The organism is Nocardia sp. CNY236 (assembly GCF_000482385.1).
Taxonomy (GTDB): domain Bacteria; phylum Actinomycetota; class Actinomycetes; order Mycobacteriales; family Mycobacteriaceae; genus Nocardia.
The window spans coordinates 1-18,074 of sequence record NZ_AXVD01000044.1; the positions used below are offsets into that span (position 1 = coordinate 1).

Here is an 18,074-nt window from a genome sequence, read left to right on the forward strand (position 1 = left end):
TGCCGGGAAAACGTCGATCGCGAACGAGCTGGTCGCGACTGACCCGCGACACTGGCGGCTGTTCGATCCCGAGTTCGTCGGGTTCATGCTGCGCGCACAGTTCCCCGATACCGAAGCGAACGACTTCCAGGACCTTCCGTCGTGGCGACGGCTGGTCCCATTGGTCGCCCACGATATCGTCGCCGAAACCGGCCAGTGTTTGGTGATCGTGCAGACAGTGCTGAACCAGGAGTATTGGACCGAGATTGCTACCGGCATTACGGGACTGGGGCATTCGTTGCGTCATGTGCTGATCGACGCCAGCCCGAAAACTCTTCGGCAGCGGATCAGCGAAGACGACGTCTTGCATCGCGCGGCGGCCTGGCGCTTGCAGCGCCTACCCACCTATATCGCCGCCCGCGATAGCTGGCTCGCGGACGCAGCCGATCTCGTAATCGACACCACTTCCATGAGCCCGCGGCGTGCGGCCGCTGAGCTCACCGAGGCCATCGGACGGTGGACCAGAAACGACACCCGGGAGAGTTCTGATGACGATCCGCAGTGACCTTTGCACTGACAGTGAGTCGACTGCGGCCACCGCTATCGAGAGGGCCGGGACCTGTCTCGATAGCGGTATCCTGGCCGATGGCTCTCTTGTCTGCAGCTGGCCGGACGGCCCGGCCTCACTTCAGGTGCCGGGTGAAGAACCGGTTCGCCTCCTCTCCGGCGAATTGCGGGACGCCGGTGTGTCCGCCCATATTGGCGTGCAGCGTCTTCTCCTTGGAGCCGAAGGCGTCGAACAGGTCCAGGGCCATTTGCCGGTTTTTTCCTTCGTCGTCCCATTGCAGCAGGACATGCAGCGGGATGGTGACCTGCCGGGCCTCCTCGAATATGGTGCGGGGCAAGAAACTCCCCGCGAACAGCACGGCGGCCGCGATGCGCGGCTCGACCACTGCCAGCCGGGTGCCGATGGAGATCACCCCTCCTGAATATCCGACCGGGCCGCTGATCTCGGGCAGCGCGAGCAGGGCGTCCAGGGCGGCCTGCCATTCCGGGACCGCCTTGTCGACCAGCGGGAGAATGAGCCGGTCGACGATCTCGTCGTCGACCCGCCCGCCGGCCGCCAGCGCCCGATGCAGGTCGGCGAGGGCCTGATCGGCGGCGGCCGAACTGGGGCGCTCACCCATCCAGGGGAGCTCGATGGCGGCCGCAGCGAAGCCCTCCGCAACGGCATGCCGGGCCCGGGCCAGCAGTCGCGGGTACGCCTTGCGCAGCCCGAGCGGAGGGGGACCGAGCAGGATCAGCGGCACCGGTGTGGATGCGGATGAGGGCGTCCACACGATGCCGGGGATCTCGTCGAGGGTGAATTCGCGCTCGCAGATGTCGTCGTCGAGACGCTGTTCGGAAATGAATTGCACGGTCGTGCCTTTCGGAGTGCTCGTGAACGGCGCTCCCGGACGACCTATCGCCCGACCGTGACCCCTGAGGGGAGCACCCATGTCGATACTGCGTTCACGGATACCACCTCCTCGTTCTCTAGCACGGCCTCCAGAACAGTAGCAGTGGTCGCAGTCGTCCGCCAACGGTTTTTGCGGTGACTCCGGGGCTGGACGCACGCAACTCGTACGGCTCACGTTATTTGGCTATATCCATACTGCTGGGCGGGCCGTCCCTGATCGCCCGACTCATCATCATCGGGAGCGTCCGGATCCCGCAGCGGCCGGTGGCCTCCGCTCAGATCTGGCAGGTGGAAGCTGTGCCGTCGGGAACCTTGCTGCCCTCGGGTTGACGCAGGATCACGTCGACGGCGCTGAGCGAGTCGCGCAGGGTGCCCGACACGACCATCGCGTTGCGGCCGGCAGCCTGGTCGTTGAGCATGTTCAGCCAGGTACTGCCCCGTTTCGGTCCGAAGTATCTCCGGTTGGTTCGCGTGTGGATCAACCGTACCGGGACGACGAACCGCATCCCGTCCACACTGGCGACACAGCCGCCGCCCCACAGCTGAGCCAACCGCACCTCGGATTGGCGTTGACCAGTACCGTGTTCGCCGCGGCCATCGTCTCCGCCCGTAGATAGTGCTGGTCGAGGTCGCGCAGCCGGTCATGGGTGAGCGCGTCGGTGCCGGGCGAGGTGACAGGTACGAGTCCGATGTTCATGGCCTGGGCGCACAAGACGGCGGCCACGGACATACCCAAGTCCGCGACGCGGGCCTTGGTGCCGGCGACGTGGGTGAACGGCTTCCCGAATCCCGGATGCCAGCTGATCCCCTCGAGGACCGATCTTCGGCGGGACACCGGCCCAGCCGAAGATCCGGCCGCGGCCGACCGAACCAGGCGTCGAACCGCCGGAACGCCTCATTCAGATAAGACCAGAACCGGCCGGGGTCGGCGGGGCGGCCGAGCGGAGCAGTCCGCCAGGCCAGCTCGGCGCGCATCCGGTCAGCCACGTACGGGGACATCATGTGCAGGCCGTGGTGGCGGTAGGCGCCGTCGAGCATGGCGGTGGCGCGCAGTACCTTCATACACAACCGGTTCACCATCAGGTGGAACTCGGCGGTCGCGTCACCGGCGAACCAGCTCTCGGACAGGCCGGACCAGAACCAGCACATCACGTAGTACAGCAGGATTTCGTAGGCGTCGCGTTCATCGAGGTGCACCCGCGTGTGGGGCGGCAGACCGTGGCGGGTCACCGGCACACCGATGTTCTTGAAATCGTGGCCGAGAGAGGTGGCCACCACCTGATAGTCCCGGACCGGCATCGCCATCAACTCCACTGTGGGAAGAAGGGTCTCGGCTAGATTCATAATTTCGCCGCTGCGGTCGCCTGAGGGGAGGGCGAGCTTGCCGGGCATCTCTATTCGGATCGGGCGCGGCTCGCTGTCGCGGCGAGTTGTTGTCGCGATAGTCGGGCCGGGTGACCTCACTTCGGCCACATGCGGTCAGTTGCCGGTTTCACGGAATCGGTGAGTAAGCCCCTCGGCGATCGAGCGTGACCAATGCCGCCTCCGCAGCGTCTTCTGACAGGCCGGCTGCAGCGCGCAATTCACCGAACGTCAGCGGCCTGGCCGACAACGCGCCCAAGACTGTCGCTCGAGGATACGACAGCGCCATCTTCTTCACCGCTCGAGAATGTCGTGAGCACGATCGATGGCCTGTTCCTCGAGTAGGTCGGCGTATTCCTCACCGTCGTAGCACCATCCGTCGGCGCCGAGGATCGACCAGGAACCGTCGATGTTGTGTAGGTGGCCGATGGGATCGCCCAGCGACATCTGCGGGTGTCTCGCGCTGCGGATGTAGGCAGAAGCGGTGCGTGCCTGCAGGCACTCGCCGCCGTGTCCGCGGTGGATGCAGAGGACGAATCGGGCCTGCTCGAGAGAGGTTGGTGCGGTCTCGAGGGCGCAGTCGTTGTACTGGTGTCGCCACAGATCGTGGAGTTCAGTGCTCATCGCGCGGACCTCCTGATCGTCGTGGGGGGACACAGACGTGACGCCAGTAGTCGCGGCGCACCGCGTCCCACAGGCGGTCGAGTTTCGGGAATCGTTCCCGTGATGTCACCAAGTCCGGTGCGGCGGTGGGGGTATCGATCGCTATCAATGGTGGACCCGGTGCCGTGGTGGCGACGCGCATGATGCGGATGCGGGCGTTGTCCCACCGCCACACGGCCGTCCATCCATCGCACTCGGTGCGGTACTCGATCATTTCCCCACCTCTTCGTGCCGCGGATCGTGTGGTTGGTCGCCTTCGCTGTTCCCGGTCCGACGCTGGGACGGTTCGGAATTCAACCCCTGCAGGCCCTCTACAACCCGGGCCATCACATCGGCTGGAGGCAGCTCGATCGGTTCGGTCGGAAAGCCGTATTCGGCGGCGTACGCGCCGGGAGTTCGGTGCTGTGGCTTATTCATTCAGAGCCTCTACCGACCAAAGTCGGCGGCATTGCTCACCAACGTGTTTCGGCAGCAGCCATCCGTACATCGGTGGGTTCGGCCGCGGCCATCGTTTCGGCCAGAACTGCCCCAGTTGCACCTGCATTGTTTGCCCCTTGGCGTCCAGATGCGCGGAGCGGCAACACGCCCCGCTTTGGATGGTGTCGGTTATCCGATCCAGAAGAGTGATGACCGACACAGTTGAGGTTAGAGCTACAACTCTAGTTGGTCAAGGTGTCTACGATAGAAATGAAACAGATTGCATGACAGCTGTCATTCTGGGTTGGATGCTATGGTGTGGACTGCCTGATCCGACTCGAGAGGAGACTGCTGCTGATGACGCCTCGATCACCCGCAGTAGCGCGATGGGAACTCTCTTTTCGGACGCGCAAACGCCGTGATGAGCTGGGGATCACCGGGCCGCAAATCGCCAAGGAGCTGAAGTTCTCCGCGACCTACTGGCCGAAGGTCGAGCGTGACCAGCGCATCCTCTCCGAAGAGAAACTGACGCAGCTTCTCCACTTCCTCGGGTTCTCCGAGGAAGATCAGCGCGACCTCATCGAAGTCCGCAGATTGGCTGGAGAACGGGGCTGGTGGTCGGAATACGAAGGGCTGTTCAGCGAACAGCAGCTACGGCTGTTCGGCATGGAGTACGGCGCCGAAGAGATCAGCACTGTCGAGAGTGTGCTCATCCCTGGTCTGCTCCAGACCGAAGAGTATGCGCGAACGCTGATCACGGGCGACACCGCGTTTATCCGCCAGATCGAGGTTCAGCAGCGGATCGCTGCCCGACTTGCGCGCCAAAAGCGCCTTTCCGGTGATGATCCGCTCCGCCTGAACGCCGTGGTGAGCGAGGCTGCATTGCGGCAGCAAACCGGTGGACCCGATGTCCTGCGGAACCAGTTGTGCCACTTGATCGCTACGATCGAGGAGCACTGGGAAACCATCAACTTTCGTGTCCTGCCCTTCACGAGTCACACGGGAGCAATCCGTGGTTGCTCGACCTTCCATATTCTCGACTTCCCCAGGCCACGGCTACCGACACTTGCGTGGAGCGAAGTGCCCACTCACGACGAACTTGTCGAAGATCAGCAGCGAGTCCGGAACTTGACCATCGTCTTCGGGCACCTTCAGCAGGAATCGCTAAGCCGTGAAGACTCTCTCCATCTCCTCAAAGAACTCGCAGATAGGGACAAAACAGCAGGTGAATAGGATCATCGACATGGAACTCAGCGCCACCACTCACCTCAACTGGTTCAAGGCAACCTCCTCCAGCTCATCCTCGAGCTGCGTCGAAGTTGCCGACGCGGGACGGGTGGTGCTGGTCCGCGACAGCAAGTTCCTGCGCGACCCGCACAATCAGGATCGAGCAACTGACCAACCGACGATCGGCATCCCTGCAAGCCGCTGGCGCGAGTTCCTGAACCTCGTCGTCAACCGCCACGATGCCGGCGATGCGGAACTTCCCGCCATCGAGTACCAATCCGACGGCGGCGTTTCGATCCGCCGCGCAGAAGTCACCCTCACCTACACGCCCGCCGAATGGCACGCATTCTGCGACGGTATCCAGAAGGGCGAATTCGACCGCCTTGTCCCAGCCGCAGCGTAGATGTCGTAGACTTCCGATCTTGAATACATGACAAGCGGCAATGGGTTCCGAAACGTGCTCCGCTGGTGGGAATGCCGTGGTCGCGCGATGGGTCTGGCTGTCACCATGGGTGCATGCCATGTTGCGGCGCAGAGGTATTCACGTCGGCCGCAAGCGGGTTGAGCGACTGATGCGGCGGTCGCGGCTGCAGGGCGCGTTTCTGGGCAAGAAACGGCGGCTCGGATCGACCCAGCAGGATCGGCGGGCGACACCTGCACCGGACCTCGCCGAATGCGACTTCACCGCCACCGAGCCGAACCGGCTGCGGGTCGCTGACGCGACTCCCATCCCGTGCGGCCGGGGTGTGTTCTGGCTCGCCGCGGCCGGTGACGCGTTCTTCAACGGGATCGTCGGCTGGAAGACCTCCGACAGCTGCGACACCGAACTGGTCCTGGGAGCACTGGAATAGCGTTCTGGAGCAGTGAGATCCGAGACGGACAGTTGATCCATCACAGCGACCGCGGATCGACTTACACGGCCATACGATGGAGAACTTCTTCCCCACGCTGAAGACCGAGCTGGTATACCGACACACGTGGCGGACCCGGGATCAAAACCAGGTTAAACGGCCTCCAGAACGAAGAACAAGAAGCTCAGGAACGCCCCGGAGGATGACTTCGCCAGGGCGTCAGGGAAGAGTTCGCGGGCGCCCGGCGCCGGGGGCGGTTCGCTGATGACGGCTGTGCGGAAACCGGCCGCAGTGAAGGCGTCGGTCATCGCGTGCAGCGGCCGATGCCAGTAGGTGAGCACGGCTTTCTTGCCGTTGAAAGTGTATTCGTCGGAATGCTTGACGGTCGCGAAATAGTCGGCGTCGCGATAGAGCCACTTGAAGACGAACGGGTGATTGACGGACATGATCAGCCGCCCGCCGGGCGTCAGCACACGCCGTAACTCGGCCAGCGGTGCGGTCCAGTCCTCCAGGTAGTGCAACACCAGGGAAGCGATGACATCGTCGAACGCGCCATCAGGAAACGGAAGCGGACTTCCGATATCGGCGACCTGCAGGGCCGCATCGGCGCCGAGTCGCTGCCGGGCCAGCTCCACCATCTTCACGCTGGAGTCGAATCCCGTGACGATGGCACCTCGGTCGCGCAGCGCCGCGAAGATGGGGCCGGAACCGCAGCCGGCGTCGAGGACGTTCCTGCCAGTCACATCTCCAGCCAGGTCCACAATGGCGGGTCTGGCGTAATAGCCGTTGATGAGGTTGGTTTCGGTTTCGGCCGTATATGCCTCGGCGAAGGTGTTGTAGTCGGTGTCCACGGCGTCATCCGTGGCCCCTCCAGAACTCTTGGGAATGATAGGCATGCAACCCATCCTGCCGGCGAATTCCTCGAGCGAGCATCGCGCTGGACACGCGCAGAAGAACTCCGGCGGTAGATCGTGATCCTGCTACTGGGTTTGGCGTTGGTCGACCGTAGTCGGTGAGGCGTGCCTCGGGCGACGCCGCCACCACAGCAGTATTGCGGTCGACGCGAACGGCACGGCGACGAAAGCCACCGCGGTGACGGTCAGGTCTGGATCGTGTAGCTCCATCTGGGGCCAGCTTTCGCCGAATACCTGAGCCGTCACCTGAAATGCCGTGTGGAAGCCCATACCGGACCAGATGCTGCCGGTTACCGCGCGCAGCGCGCCCAGCAGGGCGGCGAACAGCGCGAACTTGAGCATGCGTTCGATCGATATCTCGCTGCTGATCAGCGCTCCCCAGGCAGTGAACAGAGCTGCCTGTCCCAGTGCCGCCCAAACGGGGGCGAAGCGACCCGCCAGGACAGCGAAGAAATATCCGCGGAACACCAGCTCCTCGGGAATCGCCTCATAGAGCAGCACGAGCGCAGTGAGCCCGAGCAGTACGACGGCGATCTCGGCAGCCGGTGCCCGAACGGTCACCTCGGTCCATCCTGCCGCCACCGATATGGAGAGCGTGAGCAACGCCGGGACCGCCCAGCAGGCAGCACCGAATCCGAATTGTTTCCACCCGATCCGCCACCCGGTGAGCCCCAGATCGGACCAACGAAGCGGGACGGGGAACCGCAGCACGAGCGCGGTCAGGGGAATCGCGAACAGCGTCGCCCCCACCGCCCGGACAATATGCCCGCCACGGGTGTACTCGGTACCGGTGACAGCGTCTACCCCGTGGGTGAGCACCAGCCACCAACTGGTGATAGCCGCGAATACCAGCACAATTCCAGCGGATACAGCGGCGCGAGTCGGCGGGGCGGCGGTCGGCGGCTCCATATGCTCACTGTACAGGCGTACAGGCGTACAGGCGTACAGGCGTACAGGGGTCAGTGGCGTGAAATCACGCCGCCCCTGCTTCGCGGACGATCAGCGGCCGCGCATCCTCGTCGGGACTAAATCGGTAGCGAGAGTGTTGGTTCCAGATGATGGAGAACGAGGGAGGTTATGTCGTGAAAGCCGTACAAGCCAGTGGGTTCGGTGGACCGGAGGTGCTCGCCGTGCACGAGTTGTCGGACCCGGTAGCCGGACCGGGCGAGGTGGTCGTCGATGTGGCGGCCGCCGACGTCATGTTCCTGGACACTCAGCTACGTAGGGGGTGGGGCAAGGATTTCTTCCCGCTCGAGCCGCCATATGTGCCCGGCGGTGGGGTTGCGGGCGTAGTGGCGTCGGTCGGGCCTGGCGTCGATCCGTCTTGGAAGGGCAAGCGGGTTTCCACGCCTACCGCGGCGGCCGAGATCGGCGGCGGCTTGCCGATCGGTGGATATGCCGAGAAAGCTGTGGCCAAGGACGCGACCCTGGTCGAGGTGCCGGATGGGCTGACGATGACACGGGCGGCGGCACTCGTGCACGACGGTAGGACCGCGCTGGCGGTGTTCGACCACGCCAACGTGCGGCCAGGGGAATGGATTCTGATCACGGCGGCAGGCGGTGGGCTGGGCATCTTGCTGATTCAGCTCGCCCGTGCGGCGGGCGCGAACGTCGTCGCCGCCGCACGGGGCGCAGCGAAGCTCGAGCTTGCCGGGAGGCTCGGCGCGAACGTTGTGGTCGACTACACCGCTCCCGACTGGGCTGCGAAGGCTCGCGCCGCGACCGGCGGAGTGGGTGCCGATGTCGTGTTCGACGGTGCGGGGGGCCCGCTCGGTGGGGCCGCATCCACTGCTACCGCCAACGCTGGGCGGTTTCTGGGATACGGTGCTGCGGCAGGTGAATTGGCCGAGGCAGTCCAGGAGGAGGTCGCTGCGCGCGATGTTGTCGTTCACGGACTGTTCGACATCACCGGCGGCGACACCGATTGGAAGGAGCTCGCTCGGCGCGCTCACGCTGAGGTTGCCGCGGGGCGTTTGCAGGTCGTCATCGGCCAGACGTTCTCGCTCGAACATGCCGATCAGGCGCATGCGGCCATCGAGTCCAGGAGTGCGGTGGGGCGCACACTGTTGACGGTGTGATCAAGTGTCATGCACCCGCGGTGACAGGCGTCGGGGTACCTTTGAATACGCGCCCGAATCGGGCGACTGCCGCGATTGACAGCGCAAGAGCCGGCAACACCCACAGCGCCGCGCTGAGCGATGTCCATTCGGCGAGATAGCCCATCAGCGGGGGGCCGGAGCGGAGGCACCGCATTCCTCACTCGGCTGGCGCACCGACACCGACCCCCAGTCTCACCCCGCCCAAGCCCTGCCCGGCCACCATTGCGATGACCTGCTCGCTTACCACGTGCCCCGTGGCCTGTTCGAAATCGGCACCCCGGCAACCGTGCACCTGTTCGCCACCACCGTCGGCGACCAACGCCGCTACGGCGGCATCTTGATCGACCACACCGGCGTCCTCATGGATATAACCCAAGCGCGGCGGCCCGCCCGGATCGTGAATGCGTCCGGCGATGCAGGGATCTGCTGGCGGACCCCAGTGCCCTTGCGAACGACCGAGATCAGTTGCTGACCGGCATCGATGCCCTCGGTCGGCGCTCTGACCTGGATCCTTGCTCTTGCTGCGTCCGAATGGCTTGCTGGTCATCTGAATCCAGACGCTGAAGTCCTGTGCCTCGACGCGAGTCACGCGATTCCAGTCGACCTCTACCGCGTACAGGAAACGAAGCTACCGCAGCAGATCCATGCCGTAGGAACGCACAGTGGTGGCTCGGCCGGCGGCGACCAGGTCACGCAGGTACTCGTCGACCGGTGCGACCGGTTCGCCGCGGGTGTCCTCGATCCGCTTGCTCGAACCGCTCGACGACGTCGGCCGATGCTCTGGACAGGGCTTTGTCGACCTGGGCCCGGCTTGCCATGCGCATGCTGGTGTCGGCTCCCTGGGACTCCCACAGCCGCACGGTGCGCGCACTGAGCCCTACCGCCGACGCGAACTTTTCGAGGGTCAGCGACATGGCCTCACGCAATGCCCGTGTTTCGATCCCTGTCCAGTGATTGTTGATCATCGGCCCCGGTTCCGCCCCTGCTGATGGCTGTTGGTGAGACGAAAGCTACTCCAGCCCTCCGCAATTCCGCTCCCGAACCGCGGGACAACGGCTCGCCCGGGATCAAATTGCCGCAAAACTGCCGCCGCATCACCTGGTGATTGCCGGTCCGATGACGCGACCCTGGACGCGGCACCCCGGCAACAGGTCAGGCGAACCTAGAACCGAGGCCCGCCGTCATCGGATTCGGACACCACGTGGACACGGTGTCCGAATCAGGTTGCGGCCGAACCGGGGCCGGGGTGCCTCCGAGCGCACCGGGTAAGGGGATGGACAGCACGCAGAGCCTTCGCTACCGACGCTGCGGCGATGAGTTCGAAAGCACCTCACACCCCGCCGGATACTGCCGCATCAGACGAAGGGGCTACATCTCGTGACGAAAACGCGAAACCCGCTGGCTCTGCCATTGGAAGTGCAGAACGGCGGCCGGCGGCCGTTGCCGATCCTGACCGAAGAACAGCAGCACAGCCTCGACCCGAACCTGCGCCGGGTGATCGACTACCGCAAATCGGGCCTGAGCCTGAACTGGATCATCGGGTGCCCGCTGAACTGCACCTATTGTGTCCGCCACACCTTCGGCAACTAGAGATGAAGGTGCCGCGCCGGCTGATGGACGACGAGCGGGCCGCCAGGATGCTGCTGCGCAACAAACACTTCCGCCCGCACGTCACCCCGATCCAGCTGCTCAACCGCGCCACCGACCCGATGCTACCGACCGTCAGACCGCACACACTGAACATGCTGCGGCTGCTCGATGACCAAGGCGTCACCAACCATGTCCTGGTGATCACGCGCTGGCGGGTCGAGCCCGAGGACTGCGCGGTCCTCAACGGTTTCACCAATATCCGGCTGACGCTGCTGGTCACCCACTCCGGCATCGACGACGAACGTATCGAACCGGTCGACTCCACGATCGCCGCGCAGACCCTGCGCACCGCTTTCGAGCACGCCGAGAACTACCGGGTGATCCTGTACTGGCGTCCGATCGTGCCCGGTCTCAACGACTCCGATGATCACATCGCCTGCGCCCAGCAACTCAGCCGCCACGCCCACGCCACCGTCTTCACCGGCCTGTTCTTCAAAGACGAGATCCGCGCGTACTACACCGCCAACGGCGCCCGACCTCTACGACGGCGACCCGTCACGCAAAGTTCTCCCGGAGCTGCTGGAGGAAACGGATCCTGGCCAGCACAGCCGGGTTCGGGTCTCCGCTGTTCCGCAAGACTTCCTGCGGCGTCACCTTCGCGCACGGGGTCGCCGACTACAACGGCCACTACGGTGTCCGGGAACTGTGCGTTATCTGCCCGATCGAGTAGATCGAGCGCTGCGCTGCCGACTGGCGGCGCCCCGACGGACCGGCGACCGCGGCATGGGTCCACCGTCTCGGCGGTGAGATGCTGGACATCACCGACGCCACCCTCGGCCAGATGTACGAGCAGCTCTACCTCGGCTGGAAGGTCACCGTGCCGGCCGGCGTCTGCCCGCCGGTGGGCGTCGGCGGACACATCGCCGGCGGCGGGTACGGGCCGCTGTCGCGCAAGTTCGGCCTCTCCGTCGACCACCTCTACGGCGTGGAGATCGTCGTCGTCGACCGGTCCGGCCAGGCCCGGACCATCGTGGCCACCGCCCGCCCGAACGACCCGCACCGCGACCTGTGGTGGGCGCACACCGGCGGCGGCGGGGGCAACTTCGGGTTCGTCACCAAGTACCTGTTCCGCACCCCCGGCGCCACCGGCGACGACCCCGGCAAGCTGCTGCCCACCCCGCCGCCGACCCTCTTCATGACCTGGGTTTCCTACCCCTGGGACGGGCTGACCCAGGAGGGCTTCCTCCGGCTGGTGAAGAACCACAACGCGTGGCACGCCGCGCACAGCGCCCCCGGCGACCCGTACGAGGGCCTGCACGGCGCGCTGCACCTGAACACCGAGAAGTTCATCTACCTGGAGATCCGCACCGACGCCACGATGCCCGACGCGCGGAAGATGCTCGACGATTACATCGCCGCCGTGTCGGCCGGGGTCGGCGTCACCCCGCAGATCAGCACCACGGACGACCTCTGGCTCGCCAACGCCACGCTGGAGTTCCCGCAGACCATCCCGCCGCGGACCAAGTCCAAGGGCAGCTACCTGCGCAAGCCCCTCGCCGATCGGCAGATCGTGGAGCTGTACCGGGGCCTGCGGGACCCGGCCTACAAGGGGCAGTGCCTGGTCTACTTCGCCGGCTACGGCGGCCAGGTCAACGCGGTCGGGCCGAACGCCACCGCGGTCCCGCAGCGCGACTCCATCCTGAAGCTCTGGTTCTCGGCCTCCTGGCCGAACGCCGCCGACGACGAGGAGTCGGTGGACTGGGTGCGCCGCTTCTACCAGCGAGTCTTCGCCGACACCGGCGGCATGCCGGTCCCCGGCGACCGCTACGACGGCTGCTACATCAACTACCCGGACATCGACAGCAAGGACCCGGCCTGGAACCGGTCCGGCGTGCCGTGGAGCACCCTCTACTACAAGCAGAGCTACCCGCGCCTGCAGCGCATCAAGGCCAAGTACGACCCGAACAACACCTTCCGGCACGCCCTGTCCATCGAGCCGGCGGCCGGCTGAGCCGCCGGGTGCGTACGCCGAACGGGCCGGTCGCGACGCGACCGGCCCGTTCCGTGTGCCCCGCCCGCTCTCAGGCGGGCGGCGCCTCGTCCGGCGCCTCGGCGGCCAGCCGCCGCCGGATGTCCTCGCGCAGCGCCTTCTTGTCGACCTTCCCGACGTTGGTGCGGGGGAGGGCAGCCACCTCCACCAGCCGCTCCGGCAGCTTGAACCGGGCCACCCCGGCCCGCTCCATTACCGCGCGCACGTCGGACAGCCGCACCGACGCGCCGGCCCGGACCACGGCGTAGAGGCAGACCCGCTCGCCGAACTCCGGATCGGGCATGGCCACGGCGGCGGCCAGGTCCACACCCGGGACCTGGTAGGCGAAGTTCTCCACCTCCTCCGCCGAGATCTTCTCGCCGGCCCGGTTGATCATGTCCTTGTCGCGCCCCTCGACCACCAGGTTGCCGTCGGGTCGACGGCGCACCACGTCACCGGTCCGGTACCAGCCGTCGGCGGTGAACGCGATCCGGTTCTGCCCCTCGGCACGGTAGTAGCCGCGGGGGGTGTACGGGCCCCGGGTCAACAGCAGCCCTGGGGTGCCGTCCGGCACCAGCCGGCCCTCCTCGTCGACCAAAAGGATCTCGTCGTCCGGGCAGATCGGGCGGCCCTGGGTCTGGCACACCACCTCGTCGGGGTCGTCCAGCCGGGTGTAGTTGAGCAGCCCCTCCGCCATGCCGAAGACCTGCTGGAGGCGGCAGCCGAGCGTGGGCTGGACCCGCCCGGCCACCTCGTCGGCCAGCCGCGCGCCGCCCACCTGGAGCAGCCGCAGCGTGCTGAGGTCGTAGCCGGGTCCGGACTCCTGGAACGCGAGCCAGCTCTGGGCGATCGTCGGCACTGCGGCGGTCACCGTGACCCGCTCCCGCTCGATCAGGTCGAAGACCGTCTTCGGCGCCGGCGACGGGGCGATGACGACCCGGCCACCCACCAGCAGGGTGCCGAGGATGCCGGGACAGGCCAGCGGAAAGTTGTGGGCCAGCGGCAGCGCCGCCAGGTATACGGTGGACGGGCCGAAGCCGGAGACCTCGCCGCTGCGCCGGGCGTTGTACGCGTAGTCGTCGTGGGTCCGGGCGATCAGCTTCGGCAGGCCGGTGGTGCCACCCGAGAGCAGGAAGATCGCGACGTCCCGGCTGTCCGGGGCGGCGGCGTCCAGCTGCCGGCGCGCCGCGGCCGGGTCCTCCACGGGACGACACAGCGCCCGCAGGTCCACCCAGCCGGGCGCGGGCCGGGCGCCGGCCGCGAGCACGTGCGTGAGGCCCGGCTGCGCCGCGGCGATGCGCCGGGCCATCTCCTGGTGGTCGAAGCGGTCCGTCTCGGCGGGTACGGCCACCGCCCGGGCCTCGGCCTGCCGCACGAGGTGGGACATCTCGTGGTGGCGGTGCGCCGGCAGCGCCATGACCGGCAGCACGCCCAGCCGCAGGCAGGCGAGCGTCAGCACGACGAACTCCCAGCGGTTGTCGAGCTGCATGACGATTCGGTCGTCGCGGCGCAGGCCCAGCGCGTGCATTCGCAGCGCCGCGCCGTCGGCCCGCTCCACCAGCTCCCGGTAGGTCAGCCGGACGTCGCCGCCGACCAGCGCCTCGGCGTCGGGCAGGGCATCGGCCACGGCCAGGATGCGCGCGCCCAGCGGCCGCCCCTCCCAGTATCCCGCGGCGACGTACCGGGCCACGGACTCCGGCGGCCAGGGCACTAGGCCCGTCCGGCTCGGCTCCGGTTCGCCCGTTCCACCTGTCACTGTGGCCTCCTCCCGCCGGCTGGCCGTCCCACCGCCGCGCCCGGGTCCGGGCGGGGGTGCGTGGCGGCGGGTGGCCCGGAGCCAGGAGGCCGGGCGTCGGGCCGCAGGCTGGTGGGACTCCCTTCGATCATCCCGGCGGGGCGGCCGGCGAGGCACCTCTGAGCGTGCGGAGGGAGGCGCGGAACAGCACGACCGCGGCGGGCGCCCCGCGAGGGCGCCCGCCGCGGTCGACGAGGGTCAGTTCGCTTGCTCGGGCAGCTCCGAGTAGTGCTTCACGAGGTCGTCGAAGGACAGCGGCCCGCCGTGCGGCGCCGGGCGGCCGGCCTCCCGGTCGAGCAGCTCGCCCATCTTGTCCAGGGCCAGGTGGAAGCCGGCGGCGCTCTGCGGCAGGTGCCCCGGGTCGCCGACCACGTTCTCCAGCACCAGCCGGCAGCCGTCCCCGTGCGGGCTCAGCAGCCAGCGGTAGGCGTCGCCGTCGCCGGCGTACACGAACCGGAGCGGCTCGTCGACCTCGACGACCCGGGCCCGCTCCACCATCTCCGGGGAGAACGTCACGGTGAAGTTCCCGCCCTCGACCGGCTCCACGACGACCGGGAAGCCGAACCAGGAGGAGTGCTCCTCGCTGTCGGTGATCGCCCGCCAGACGCGCTCGGGCGGGTCCGGGTAGTCGTGCGTGAAGCGCAGCAGCGGCTTTCCGCCGGGGCCGGGGTGCCGGGTGGTCCGCGTACGGAAGGTTTCGGGATCCATCAGATCCGGTCTCCTCTGGGTCGCTGACCCGGCCCACGGGACGTGGGCCGGTCGTAGCAGACTGTCAATATTGGACGGAACAGGTCAAGCGCACACGCCCGACGGCCACGCCGGTCGATCCGGCGTGGCCGTGGGCGGGAGCGACGGTCAGCCGTGGCAGGAGCCCGCCGTGGCGTCGCCGTAGCGGTCGTGGTGGCGGATCCACCCCATGGTGTCCGCCATGCCCTTCTCCTGCCGGCCCAGCGGGGTCAGGTCGAGGTAGTTGTAGGTGTTGTTCAGGATGTCGCTGCCGCGCCCGTGCGTGGAGTACGCGTAGAGCACCCGGCCGTCGTCGTCGCGCAGGAACGCGCTGACCCCGGGCAGCTCCGGCTCGTCCGTGCCGACGTCGAGGGTGAAGTCCTGGTAGAAGTCGTCGCCCCGGGTGGTGTACCAGGGGATGTCCCAGCCCATCCGGCGCTTGAACGGCACGATGTCCGACTGCGGCGCGGCGCAGACGATGGCCAGCGAGGTGTCCCGGGCGTGCAGGTGCGCCAGGTGACCGATGTTGTCGATGAACAGCGAGCAGACCGGGCACCAGTCGTGCCCCTCCAGCGGCCACATGAAGTGGTAGGTGAGCAGCTGCCGCCGGCCCTCGAACAGCTCCGGCAGTGTCCGCTCGCCGTCCGGGCCCTCGAAGACGTACCCCTTGTCCACTACCATCATTGGCAGCTCGCGCCGTTCCACGTTGAGCGCGTCCCGCGCCCGGGTCACCTCCTTTTCGCGCTCCAGGAAGGCCCGCCGCGCCGCGTACCAGTCCGCCCGGTCGACGATCTTGGCGTCCGTCATTTCTTTCTCCTCCCGTCGCGGCCTCGGCCGGTCACCGCAGGCTCTCGCCGTGGTCGAGCAGGGCGCCGACGAACTCGCCCCGGGCCAGCGCGGCCGCGATCGTCTCGATGTCGTCGCTCATATAGCGGTCCCGGTCCAGGGTGGGCACCAGGGACCGGATCCGGTCGTAGGTGGCCCGCCCGGCCGGCCCGAGCCGGTCCACGACGCCCCGCAGGTCCACTGCCTGGGCGGCGGACAGGTACTCCACGGCCAGGATGAGGTCGTTGTTGCGCAGCACCCGGCGGGCGTTGCGGGCGGCGATCAGCCCCATGCTCACCACGTCCTGGTTGTCGCTGTTGGACGGGATGCTCTGAGTGCTCGCCGGGCCGATGGTCCGGTTCTCCGCGCCCAGCGCCGTCGCCGGGTACTGGGCGCCGGTGAAGCCGCTGTTCAGGCCCGGCTCGGCGGCCACCAGGTATTCCGGCAGGCCGCCGTTGAGGTGCCGGTTGAGCAACCGGTTGGTGCGCCGCTCGGAGGTCACGCCGAGCTGGGTCAGGGCGATGGTGAGGAAGTCCATGGCGAAGGCCACCGACTGGCCGTGGAAGTTGGCGCCGTGGAAGACCTCCCGCCCCCTCGAAGAAGAGCGGGTTGTCGTTGGAGGAGTTCAGCTCGGTCGTCACGATGCCGGTGGCGTGGTAGACGGTGTCGCGCACCGCGCCGACGACCTGCGGGATGGCCCGCAGCGTGTACGGCTTCTGCAGGTAGATCTCTCCGCGCTGGACGGTGACCCCCTCCTGCTTCTGCTCCTCAACCTGGCGGCGGATCTCCCGGTGCTCCAGCGCCAGGCCGCTGCCGGCCAGCAGGGCGCGCATGTTGGCCGCGTTGTCCACCTGCCTAGCGCACAACGCGAACCTCGAGCGACGGGTCATCGGTGATCATCTGCCGGGATGGGCACCGGAGATGGTGCTCGACACACTCAAACTCGCGAAGGTGGTGTGGCCGGGCCTGCCCGGCTACTCGCTGGACAAACTGGTCGCTCATGCCCAGCTCGACACCGCAGCGGTCCCCGATCACGGGCACCACCGCGCGGATTGGGACACCTGGGCGGCGTGGCAGCTGCTCGTGCGGCTGGTCGAGGACAGCGGGCTGGGCTGGGATGACCTCGTGCAGGCCGCGGCGCCGGCCGAGTTCGTCCCGCCGAGAGAACCGGAAGGCCGATTGTGGTGACCACCGATTTCAGGCGCCCGGTCACCCTCGCGGTCACGGGCACGCATTCGACCGGCAAGAGCAGCTTCCTCCAGGCGTTGAGCGAGCAGCTGCGCCGCGACCGGATCGAGGTCGCCGTGGTCTCGGACCTGGGCGCCGAAGCCCTCGCCCATCGTCTGCCCATCTTGGACCGCCACACCTGGGCCAGCACCTTGTGGTTCATCTCGCGTGGCATGGCCTCGGAAGCCGTCGCATGGATGAACGCCGATGTGGTGCTCGTCGACCGGCCGGTCCCCGACGCGCTCGCCTACTACGAAGCTGCCCTCGAATACCGCTGTGAACAACCGGATCTCGGGAACGTGGCCCATCTCGAAGCGCTCGTCATCCAGCACGTCCGCAACTACGACCTGATACTGCGAACGATTCTCGATCCCACCATTCCGCTGGACCTGAGCAAACCACGCGGAACCGACCTGGAATTCCGGGCCCTCGCCGACCGCCACGTCGCGAAAGTCCTCGAACGCCACGACATCGAACACGACCCGCTGCTCTCCCACGGCCACACCCGCGCCCTCATCGATGCCAGGGCGTTCATCCGGGGCCGACTCGACGGCGCCGACCGGGACACCGAAGGGTAGCGATGTCCACCAGCACCGCGCCCGCCGCGACCAGCGGCACCTTCTGGATCGGCGGCAACCTGCCTGTCCATCGGATCGGATTCGGCACCATGCAACTCACCGGCGCCGGCCACTGGGGACCACCCCCCGATCCGGATAACGCCCTCCAGGTGCTACGGCGTGCAGTCGATCTCGGCGTCAACCATTTCGACACGGCCGACGCCTACGGCCCTTGCCGCGGGGCGTTTGGAGGTCGTCATCGGCCAGACGTTCTCGCTCGAACACGCCGATCAGGCGCATGCGGCCATCGAGTCCAGGAGTGCGGTGGGGCGCACACTGTTGACGGTGTGATCA

Annotated in this window: 25 protein-coding genes and 3 pseudogenes; 11 read left to right on the forward strand and 17 right to left on the reverse strand. The window is 67.0% G+C overall.

All coding sequences use genetic code 11. The features are described 5' to 3' along the window. On the forward strand, window positions 1–544 hold a 544-nt coding region (locus K940_RS33165), incomplete at its 5' end, for a hypothetical protein (RefSeq protein WP_051407388.1). 118 nt (window positions 545–662) lie between these two features. Here K940_RS33165 and K940_RS0119695 read toward each other — a convergent pair. The 7 genes and pseudogenes from K940_RS0119695 to K940_RS0119730 all read right to left on the reverse strand — a co-directional run bounded on the left by K940_RS0119695 (window position 663) and on the right by K940_RS0119730 (window position 3,880). Then, window positions 663–1,397, reverse strand: a complete 735-nt coding sequence (locus tag K940_RS0119695) for an alpha/beta hydrolase (protein WP_028478910.1) — start codon at window positions 1,395–1,397, stop codon at window positions 663–665. Between the two features lie 316 nt (window positions 1,398–1,713). Further along, window positions 1,714–2,243: pseudogene (locus K940_RS34170) on the reverse strand (Tn3 family transposase). Beyond that, window positions 2,132–2,782: a hypothetical protein gene (locus tag K940_RS33730; protein WP_231390451.1), complete on the reverse strand. Its 651-nt coding sequence runs from the start codon at window positions 2,780–2,782 to the stop codon at window positions 2,132–2,134. Before K940_RS33730 ends, K940_RS34170 begins: the two are co-directional and overlap by 112 nt. 148 nt (window positions 2,783–2,930) lie before the next feature. Next, window positions 2,931–3,098, reverse strand: a complete 168-nt coding sequence (locus K940_RS33170; protein ID WP_196812289.1) for a hypothetical protein — start codon at window positions 3,096–3,098, stop codon at window positions 2,931–2,933. After that, window positions 3,095–3,424 carry a hypothetical protein gene (locus K940_RS0119720; protein WP_028478913.1) on the reverse strand — a complete coding sequence of 110 codons (330 nt, stop codon included), beginning with the start codon at window positions 3,422–3,424 and terminating at the stop codon, window positions 3,095–3,097. Before K940_RS0119720 ends, K940_RS33170 begins: the two co-directional genes overlap by 4 nt. After that, entirely contained in the window at window positions 3,414–3,677 is a 264-nt protein-coding gene (locus K940_RS0119725) for a hypothetical protein (protein ID WP_028478914.1), read from the reverse strand. Before K940_RS0119725 ends, K940_RS0119720 begins: the two co-directional genes overlap by 11 nt. Further along, window positions 3,674–3,880, reverse strand: coding sequence for a hypothetical protein (locus tag K940_RS0119730; RefSeq protein WP_028478915.1), 207 nt, complete (start codon window positions 3,878–3,880; stop codon window positions 3,674–3,676). Before K940_RS0119730 ends, K940_RS0119725 begins: the two co-directional genes overlap by 4 nt. A 357-nt stretch (window positions 3,881–4,237) precedes the next feature. On the opposite strand from K940_RS0119730, the gene K940_RS0119735 reads away from it, so the two are divergent. The 3 genes from K940_RS0119735 (at window position 4,238) to K940_RS32515 (ending at window position 5,958) form a co-directional block, all read left to right on the forward strand. Beyond that, window positions 4,238–5,113 carry a Scr1 family TA system antitoxin-like transcriptional regulator gene (locus K940_RS0119735; RefSeq protein WP_028478916.1) on the forward strand — a complete coding sequence of 292 codons (876 nt, stop codon included), beginning with the start codon at window positions 4,238–4,240 and terminating at the stop codon, window positions 5,111–5,113. A gap of 10 nt (window positions 5,114–5,123) precedes the next feature. Further along, the gene (locus tag K940_RS0119740; protein WP_028478917.1) at window positions 5,124–5,510 is read left to right on the forward strand and encodes a DUF397 domain-containing protein; all 387 of its coding nucleotides are present in this window, start codon (window positions 5,124–5,126) and stop codon (window positions 5,508–5,510) included. Between the two features lie 76 nt (window positions 5,511–5,586). Then, the gene (locus K940_RS32515) at window positions 5,587–5,958 is read left to right on the forward strand and encodes an IS3 family transposase (RefSeq protein ID WP_231390446.1); all 372 of its coding nucleotides are present in this window, start codon (window positions 5,587–5,589) and stop codon (window positions 5,956–5,958) included. A gap of 152 nt (window positions 5,959–6,110) precedes the next feature. On the opposite strand, the gene K940_RS0119750 is transcribed toward K940_RS32515, so the two are convergent. Beyond that, window positions 6,111–6,854 (reverse strand): class I SAM-dependent methyltransferase, encoded by a 744-nt coding sequence (locus tag K940_RS0119750; RefSeq protein ID WP_028478918.1) that lies wholly within the window; start codon window positions 6,852–6,854, stop codon window positions 6,111–6,113. Window positions 6,855–6,938: 84 nt separating this feature from the next. Next, complete coding sequence (locus K940_RS0119755) at window positions 6,939–7,781, reverse strand: CPBP family intramembrane glutamic endopeptidase (protein WP_081706504.1); 843 nt, start codon at window positions 7,779–7,781, stop codon at window positions 6,939–6,941. 173 nt (window positions 7,782–7,954) lie between these two features. Here K940_RS0119755 and K940_RS0119760 point away from each other — a divergent pair, with 173 nt between their 5' ends. Next, the gene (locus tag K940_RS0119760) at window positions 7,955–8,950 is read left to right on the forward strand and encodes a zinc-binding dehydrogenase (protein WP_028478920.1); all 996 of its coding nucleotides are present in this window, start codon (window positions 7,955–7,957) and stop codon (window positions 8,948–8,950) included. Window positions 8,951–9,128: 178 nt separating this feature from the next. Here the strand turns inward: K940_RS0119760 and K940_RS32520 are convergent, their stop codons facing one another. Next, window positions 9,129–9,320: a hypothetical protein gene (locus K940_RS32520; RefSeq protein ID WP_155980998.1), complete on the reverse strand. Its 192-nt coding sequence runs from the start codon at window positions 9,318–9,320 to the stop codon at window positions 9,129–9,131. Between the two features lie 340 nt (window positions 9,321–9,660). Next, window positions 9,661–9,936 carry a DNA-binding transcriptional regulator gene (locus tag K940_RS0119775; RefSeq protein ID WP_155980999.1) on the reverse strand — a complete coding sequence of 92 codons (276 nt, stop codon included), beginning with the start codon at window positions 9,934–9,936 and terminating at the stop codon, window positions 9,661–9,663. 412 nt (window positions 9,937–10,348) lie between these two features. Here K940_RS0119775 and K940_RS31035 point away from each other — a divergent pair, with 412 nt between their 5' ends. Continuing rightward, window positions 10,349–10,561 (forward strand): hypothetical protein, encoded by a 213-nt coding sequence (locus K940_RS31035; protein WP_028478923.1) that lies wholly within the window; start codon window positions 10,349–10,351, stop codon window positions 10,559–10,561. A gap of 122 nt (window positions 10,562–10,683) precedes the next feature. On the opposite strand, the gene K940_RS31040 is transcribed toward K940_RS31035, so the two are convergent. Further along, entirely contained in the window at window positions 10,684–11,022 is a 339-nt protein-coding gene (locus K940_RS31040; RefSeq protein WP_155981000.1) for a hypothetical protein, read from the reverse strand. A gap of 347 nt (window positions 11,023–11,369) precedes the next feature. Between K940_RS31040 and K940_RS29415 the strand changes: the two genes are divergently transcribed. After that, complete coding sequence (locus K940_RS29415; RefSeq protein WP_051407391.1) at window positions 11,370–12,572, forward strand: BBE domain-containing protein; 1,203 nt, start codon at window positions 11,370–11,372, stop codon at window positions 12,570–12,572. Between the two features lie 70 nt (window positions 12,573–12,642). Here the strand turns inward: K940_RS29415 and K940_RS0119795 are convergent, their stop codons facing one another. The 5 genes and pseudogenes from K940_RS0119795 to K940_RS34175 all read right to left on the reverse strand — a co-directional run. Next, on the reverse strand, window positions 12,643–14,280 hold the full coding sequence (locus tag K940_RS0119795; RefSeq protein WP_231390447.1) for a (2,3-dihydroxybenzoyl)adenylate synthase: 1,638 nt from the start codon (window positions 14,278–14,280) through the stop codon (window positions 12,643–12,645). A gap of 303 nt (window positions 14,281–14,583) precedes the next feature. Further along, window positions 14,584–15,093, reverse strand: a complete 510-nt coding sequence (locus tag K940_RS0119800) for an SRPBCC domain-containing protein (RefSeq protein ID WP_028478926.1) — start codon at window positions 15,091–15,093, stop codon at window positions 14,584–14,586. 147 nt (window positions 15,094–15,240) lie between these two features. Further along, the gene (locus K940_RS0119805) at window positions 15,241–15,918 is read right to left on the reverse strand and encodes a DUF899 domain-containing protein (RefSeq protein WP_028478927.1); all 678 of its coding nucleotides are present in this window, start codon (window positions 15,916–15,918) and stop codon (window positions 15,241–15,243) included. 31 nt (window positions 15,919–15,949) lie between these two features. Then, window positions 15,950–16,474 (reverse strand): aromatic amino acid lyase, encoded by a 525-nt coding sequence (locus K940_RS33960; protein ID WP_028478928.1) that lies wholly within the window; start codon window positions 16,472–16,474, stop codon window positions 15,950–15,952. A 121-nt stretch (window positions 16,475–16,595) separates the two neighbouring features. Next, window positions 16,596–16,826: pseudogene (locus tag K940_RS34175) on the reverse strand (aromatic amino acid lyase); the annotation flags it as partial. A gap of 31 nt (window positions 16,827–16,857) precedes the next feature. Between K940_RS34175 and K940_RS29425 the strand changes: the two are divergent. From K940_RS29425 to K940_RS32530, 4 genes and pseudogenes are all read left to right on the forward strand, one after another. Further along, a complete protein-coding gene (locus K940_RS29425) occupies window positions 16,858–17,124 on the forward strand; it encodes a hypothetical protein (RefSeq protein ID WP_051407392.1) in 267 nt (88 codons plus the stop codon). Then, window positions 17,121–17,741, forward strand: coding sequence for an AAA family ATPase (locus K940_RS29430; RefSeq protein ID WP_196812291.1), 621 nt, complete (start codon window positions 17,121–17,123; stop codon window positions 17,739–17,741). Before K940_RS29425 ends, K940_RS29430 begins: the two co-directional genes overlap by 4 nt. Before the next feature lie 2 nt (window positions 17,742–17,743). Then, window positions 17,744–17,953: pseudogene (locus K940_RS33735) on the forward strand (aldo/keto reductase); the annotation flags it as partial. Then, complete coding sequence (locus K940_RS32530; RefSeq protein ID WP_196812297.1) at window positions 17,901–18,071, forward strand: zinc-binding dehydrogenase; 171 nt, start codon at window positions 17,901–17,903, stop codon at window positions 18,069–18,071. The pseudogene K940_RS33735 and the gene K940_RS32530, both read left to right, overlap by 53 nt. Window positions 18,072–18,074 lie beyond the last annotated feature (3 nt).

Bases quoted from the DNA above. Each gene is read 5' to 3' on its own strand.
- K940_RS33730 (WP_231390451.1), bottom strand. From the start codon at position 2,782: ATGAATCTAGCCGAGACCCTTCTTCCCACAGTGGAGTTGATGGCGATG.
- K940_RS0119720 (WP_028478913.1), bottom strand. From the start codon at position 3,424: ATGAGCACTGAACTCCACGATCTGTGGCGACACCAGTACAACGACTGC.
- K940_RS0119725 (WP_028478914.1), bottom strand. From the start codon at position 3,677: ATGATCGAGTACCGCACCGAGTGCGATGGATGGACGGCCGTGTGGCGG.
- K940_RS0119730 (WP_028478915.1), bottom strand. From the start codon at position 3,880: ATGAATAAGCCACAGCACCGAACTCCCGGCGCGTACGCCGCCGAATAC.
- K940_RS0119735 (WP_028478916.1), top strand. From the start codon at position 4,238: ATGACGCCTCGATCACCCGCAGTAGCGCGATGGGAACTCTCTTTTCGG.
- K940_RS0119740 (WP_028478917.1), top strand. From the start codon at position 5,124: ATGGAACTCAGCGCCACCACTCACCTCAACTGGTTCAAGGCAACCTCC.
- K940_RS0119750 (WP_028478918.1), bottom strand. From the start codon at position 6,854: ATGCCTATCATTCCCAAGAGTTCTGGAGGGGCCACGGATGACGCCGTG.
- K940_RS0119755 (WP_081706504.1), bottom strand. From the start codon at position 7,781: ATGGAGCCGCCGACCGCCGCCCCGCCGACTCGCGCCGCTGTATCCGCT.
- K940_RS0119775 (WP_155980999.1), bottom strand. From the start codon at position 9,936: ATGATCAACAATCACTGGACAGGGATCGAAACACGGGCATTGCGTGAG.
- K940_RS29415 (WP_051407391.1), top strand. From the start codon at position 11,370: ATGCTGGACATCACCGACGCCACCCTCGGCCAGATGTACGAGCAGCTC.
- K940_RS0119800 (WP_028478926.1), bottom strand. From the start codon at position 15,093: ATGGATCCCGAAACCTTCCGTACGCGGACCACCCGGCACCCCGGCCCC.
- K940_RS0119805 (WP_028478927.1), bottom strand. From the start codon at position 15,918: ATGACGGACGCCAAGATCGTCGACCGGGCGGACTGGTACGCGGCGCGG.
- K940_RS33960 (WP_028478928.1), bottom strand. From the start codon at position 16,474: ATGGACTTCCTCACCATCGCCCTGACCCAGCTCGGCGTGACCTCCGAG.
- K940_RS29425 (WP_051407392.1), top strand. From the start codon at position 16,858: ATGGTGCTCGACACACTCAAACTCGCGAAGGTGGTGTGGCCGGGCCTG.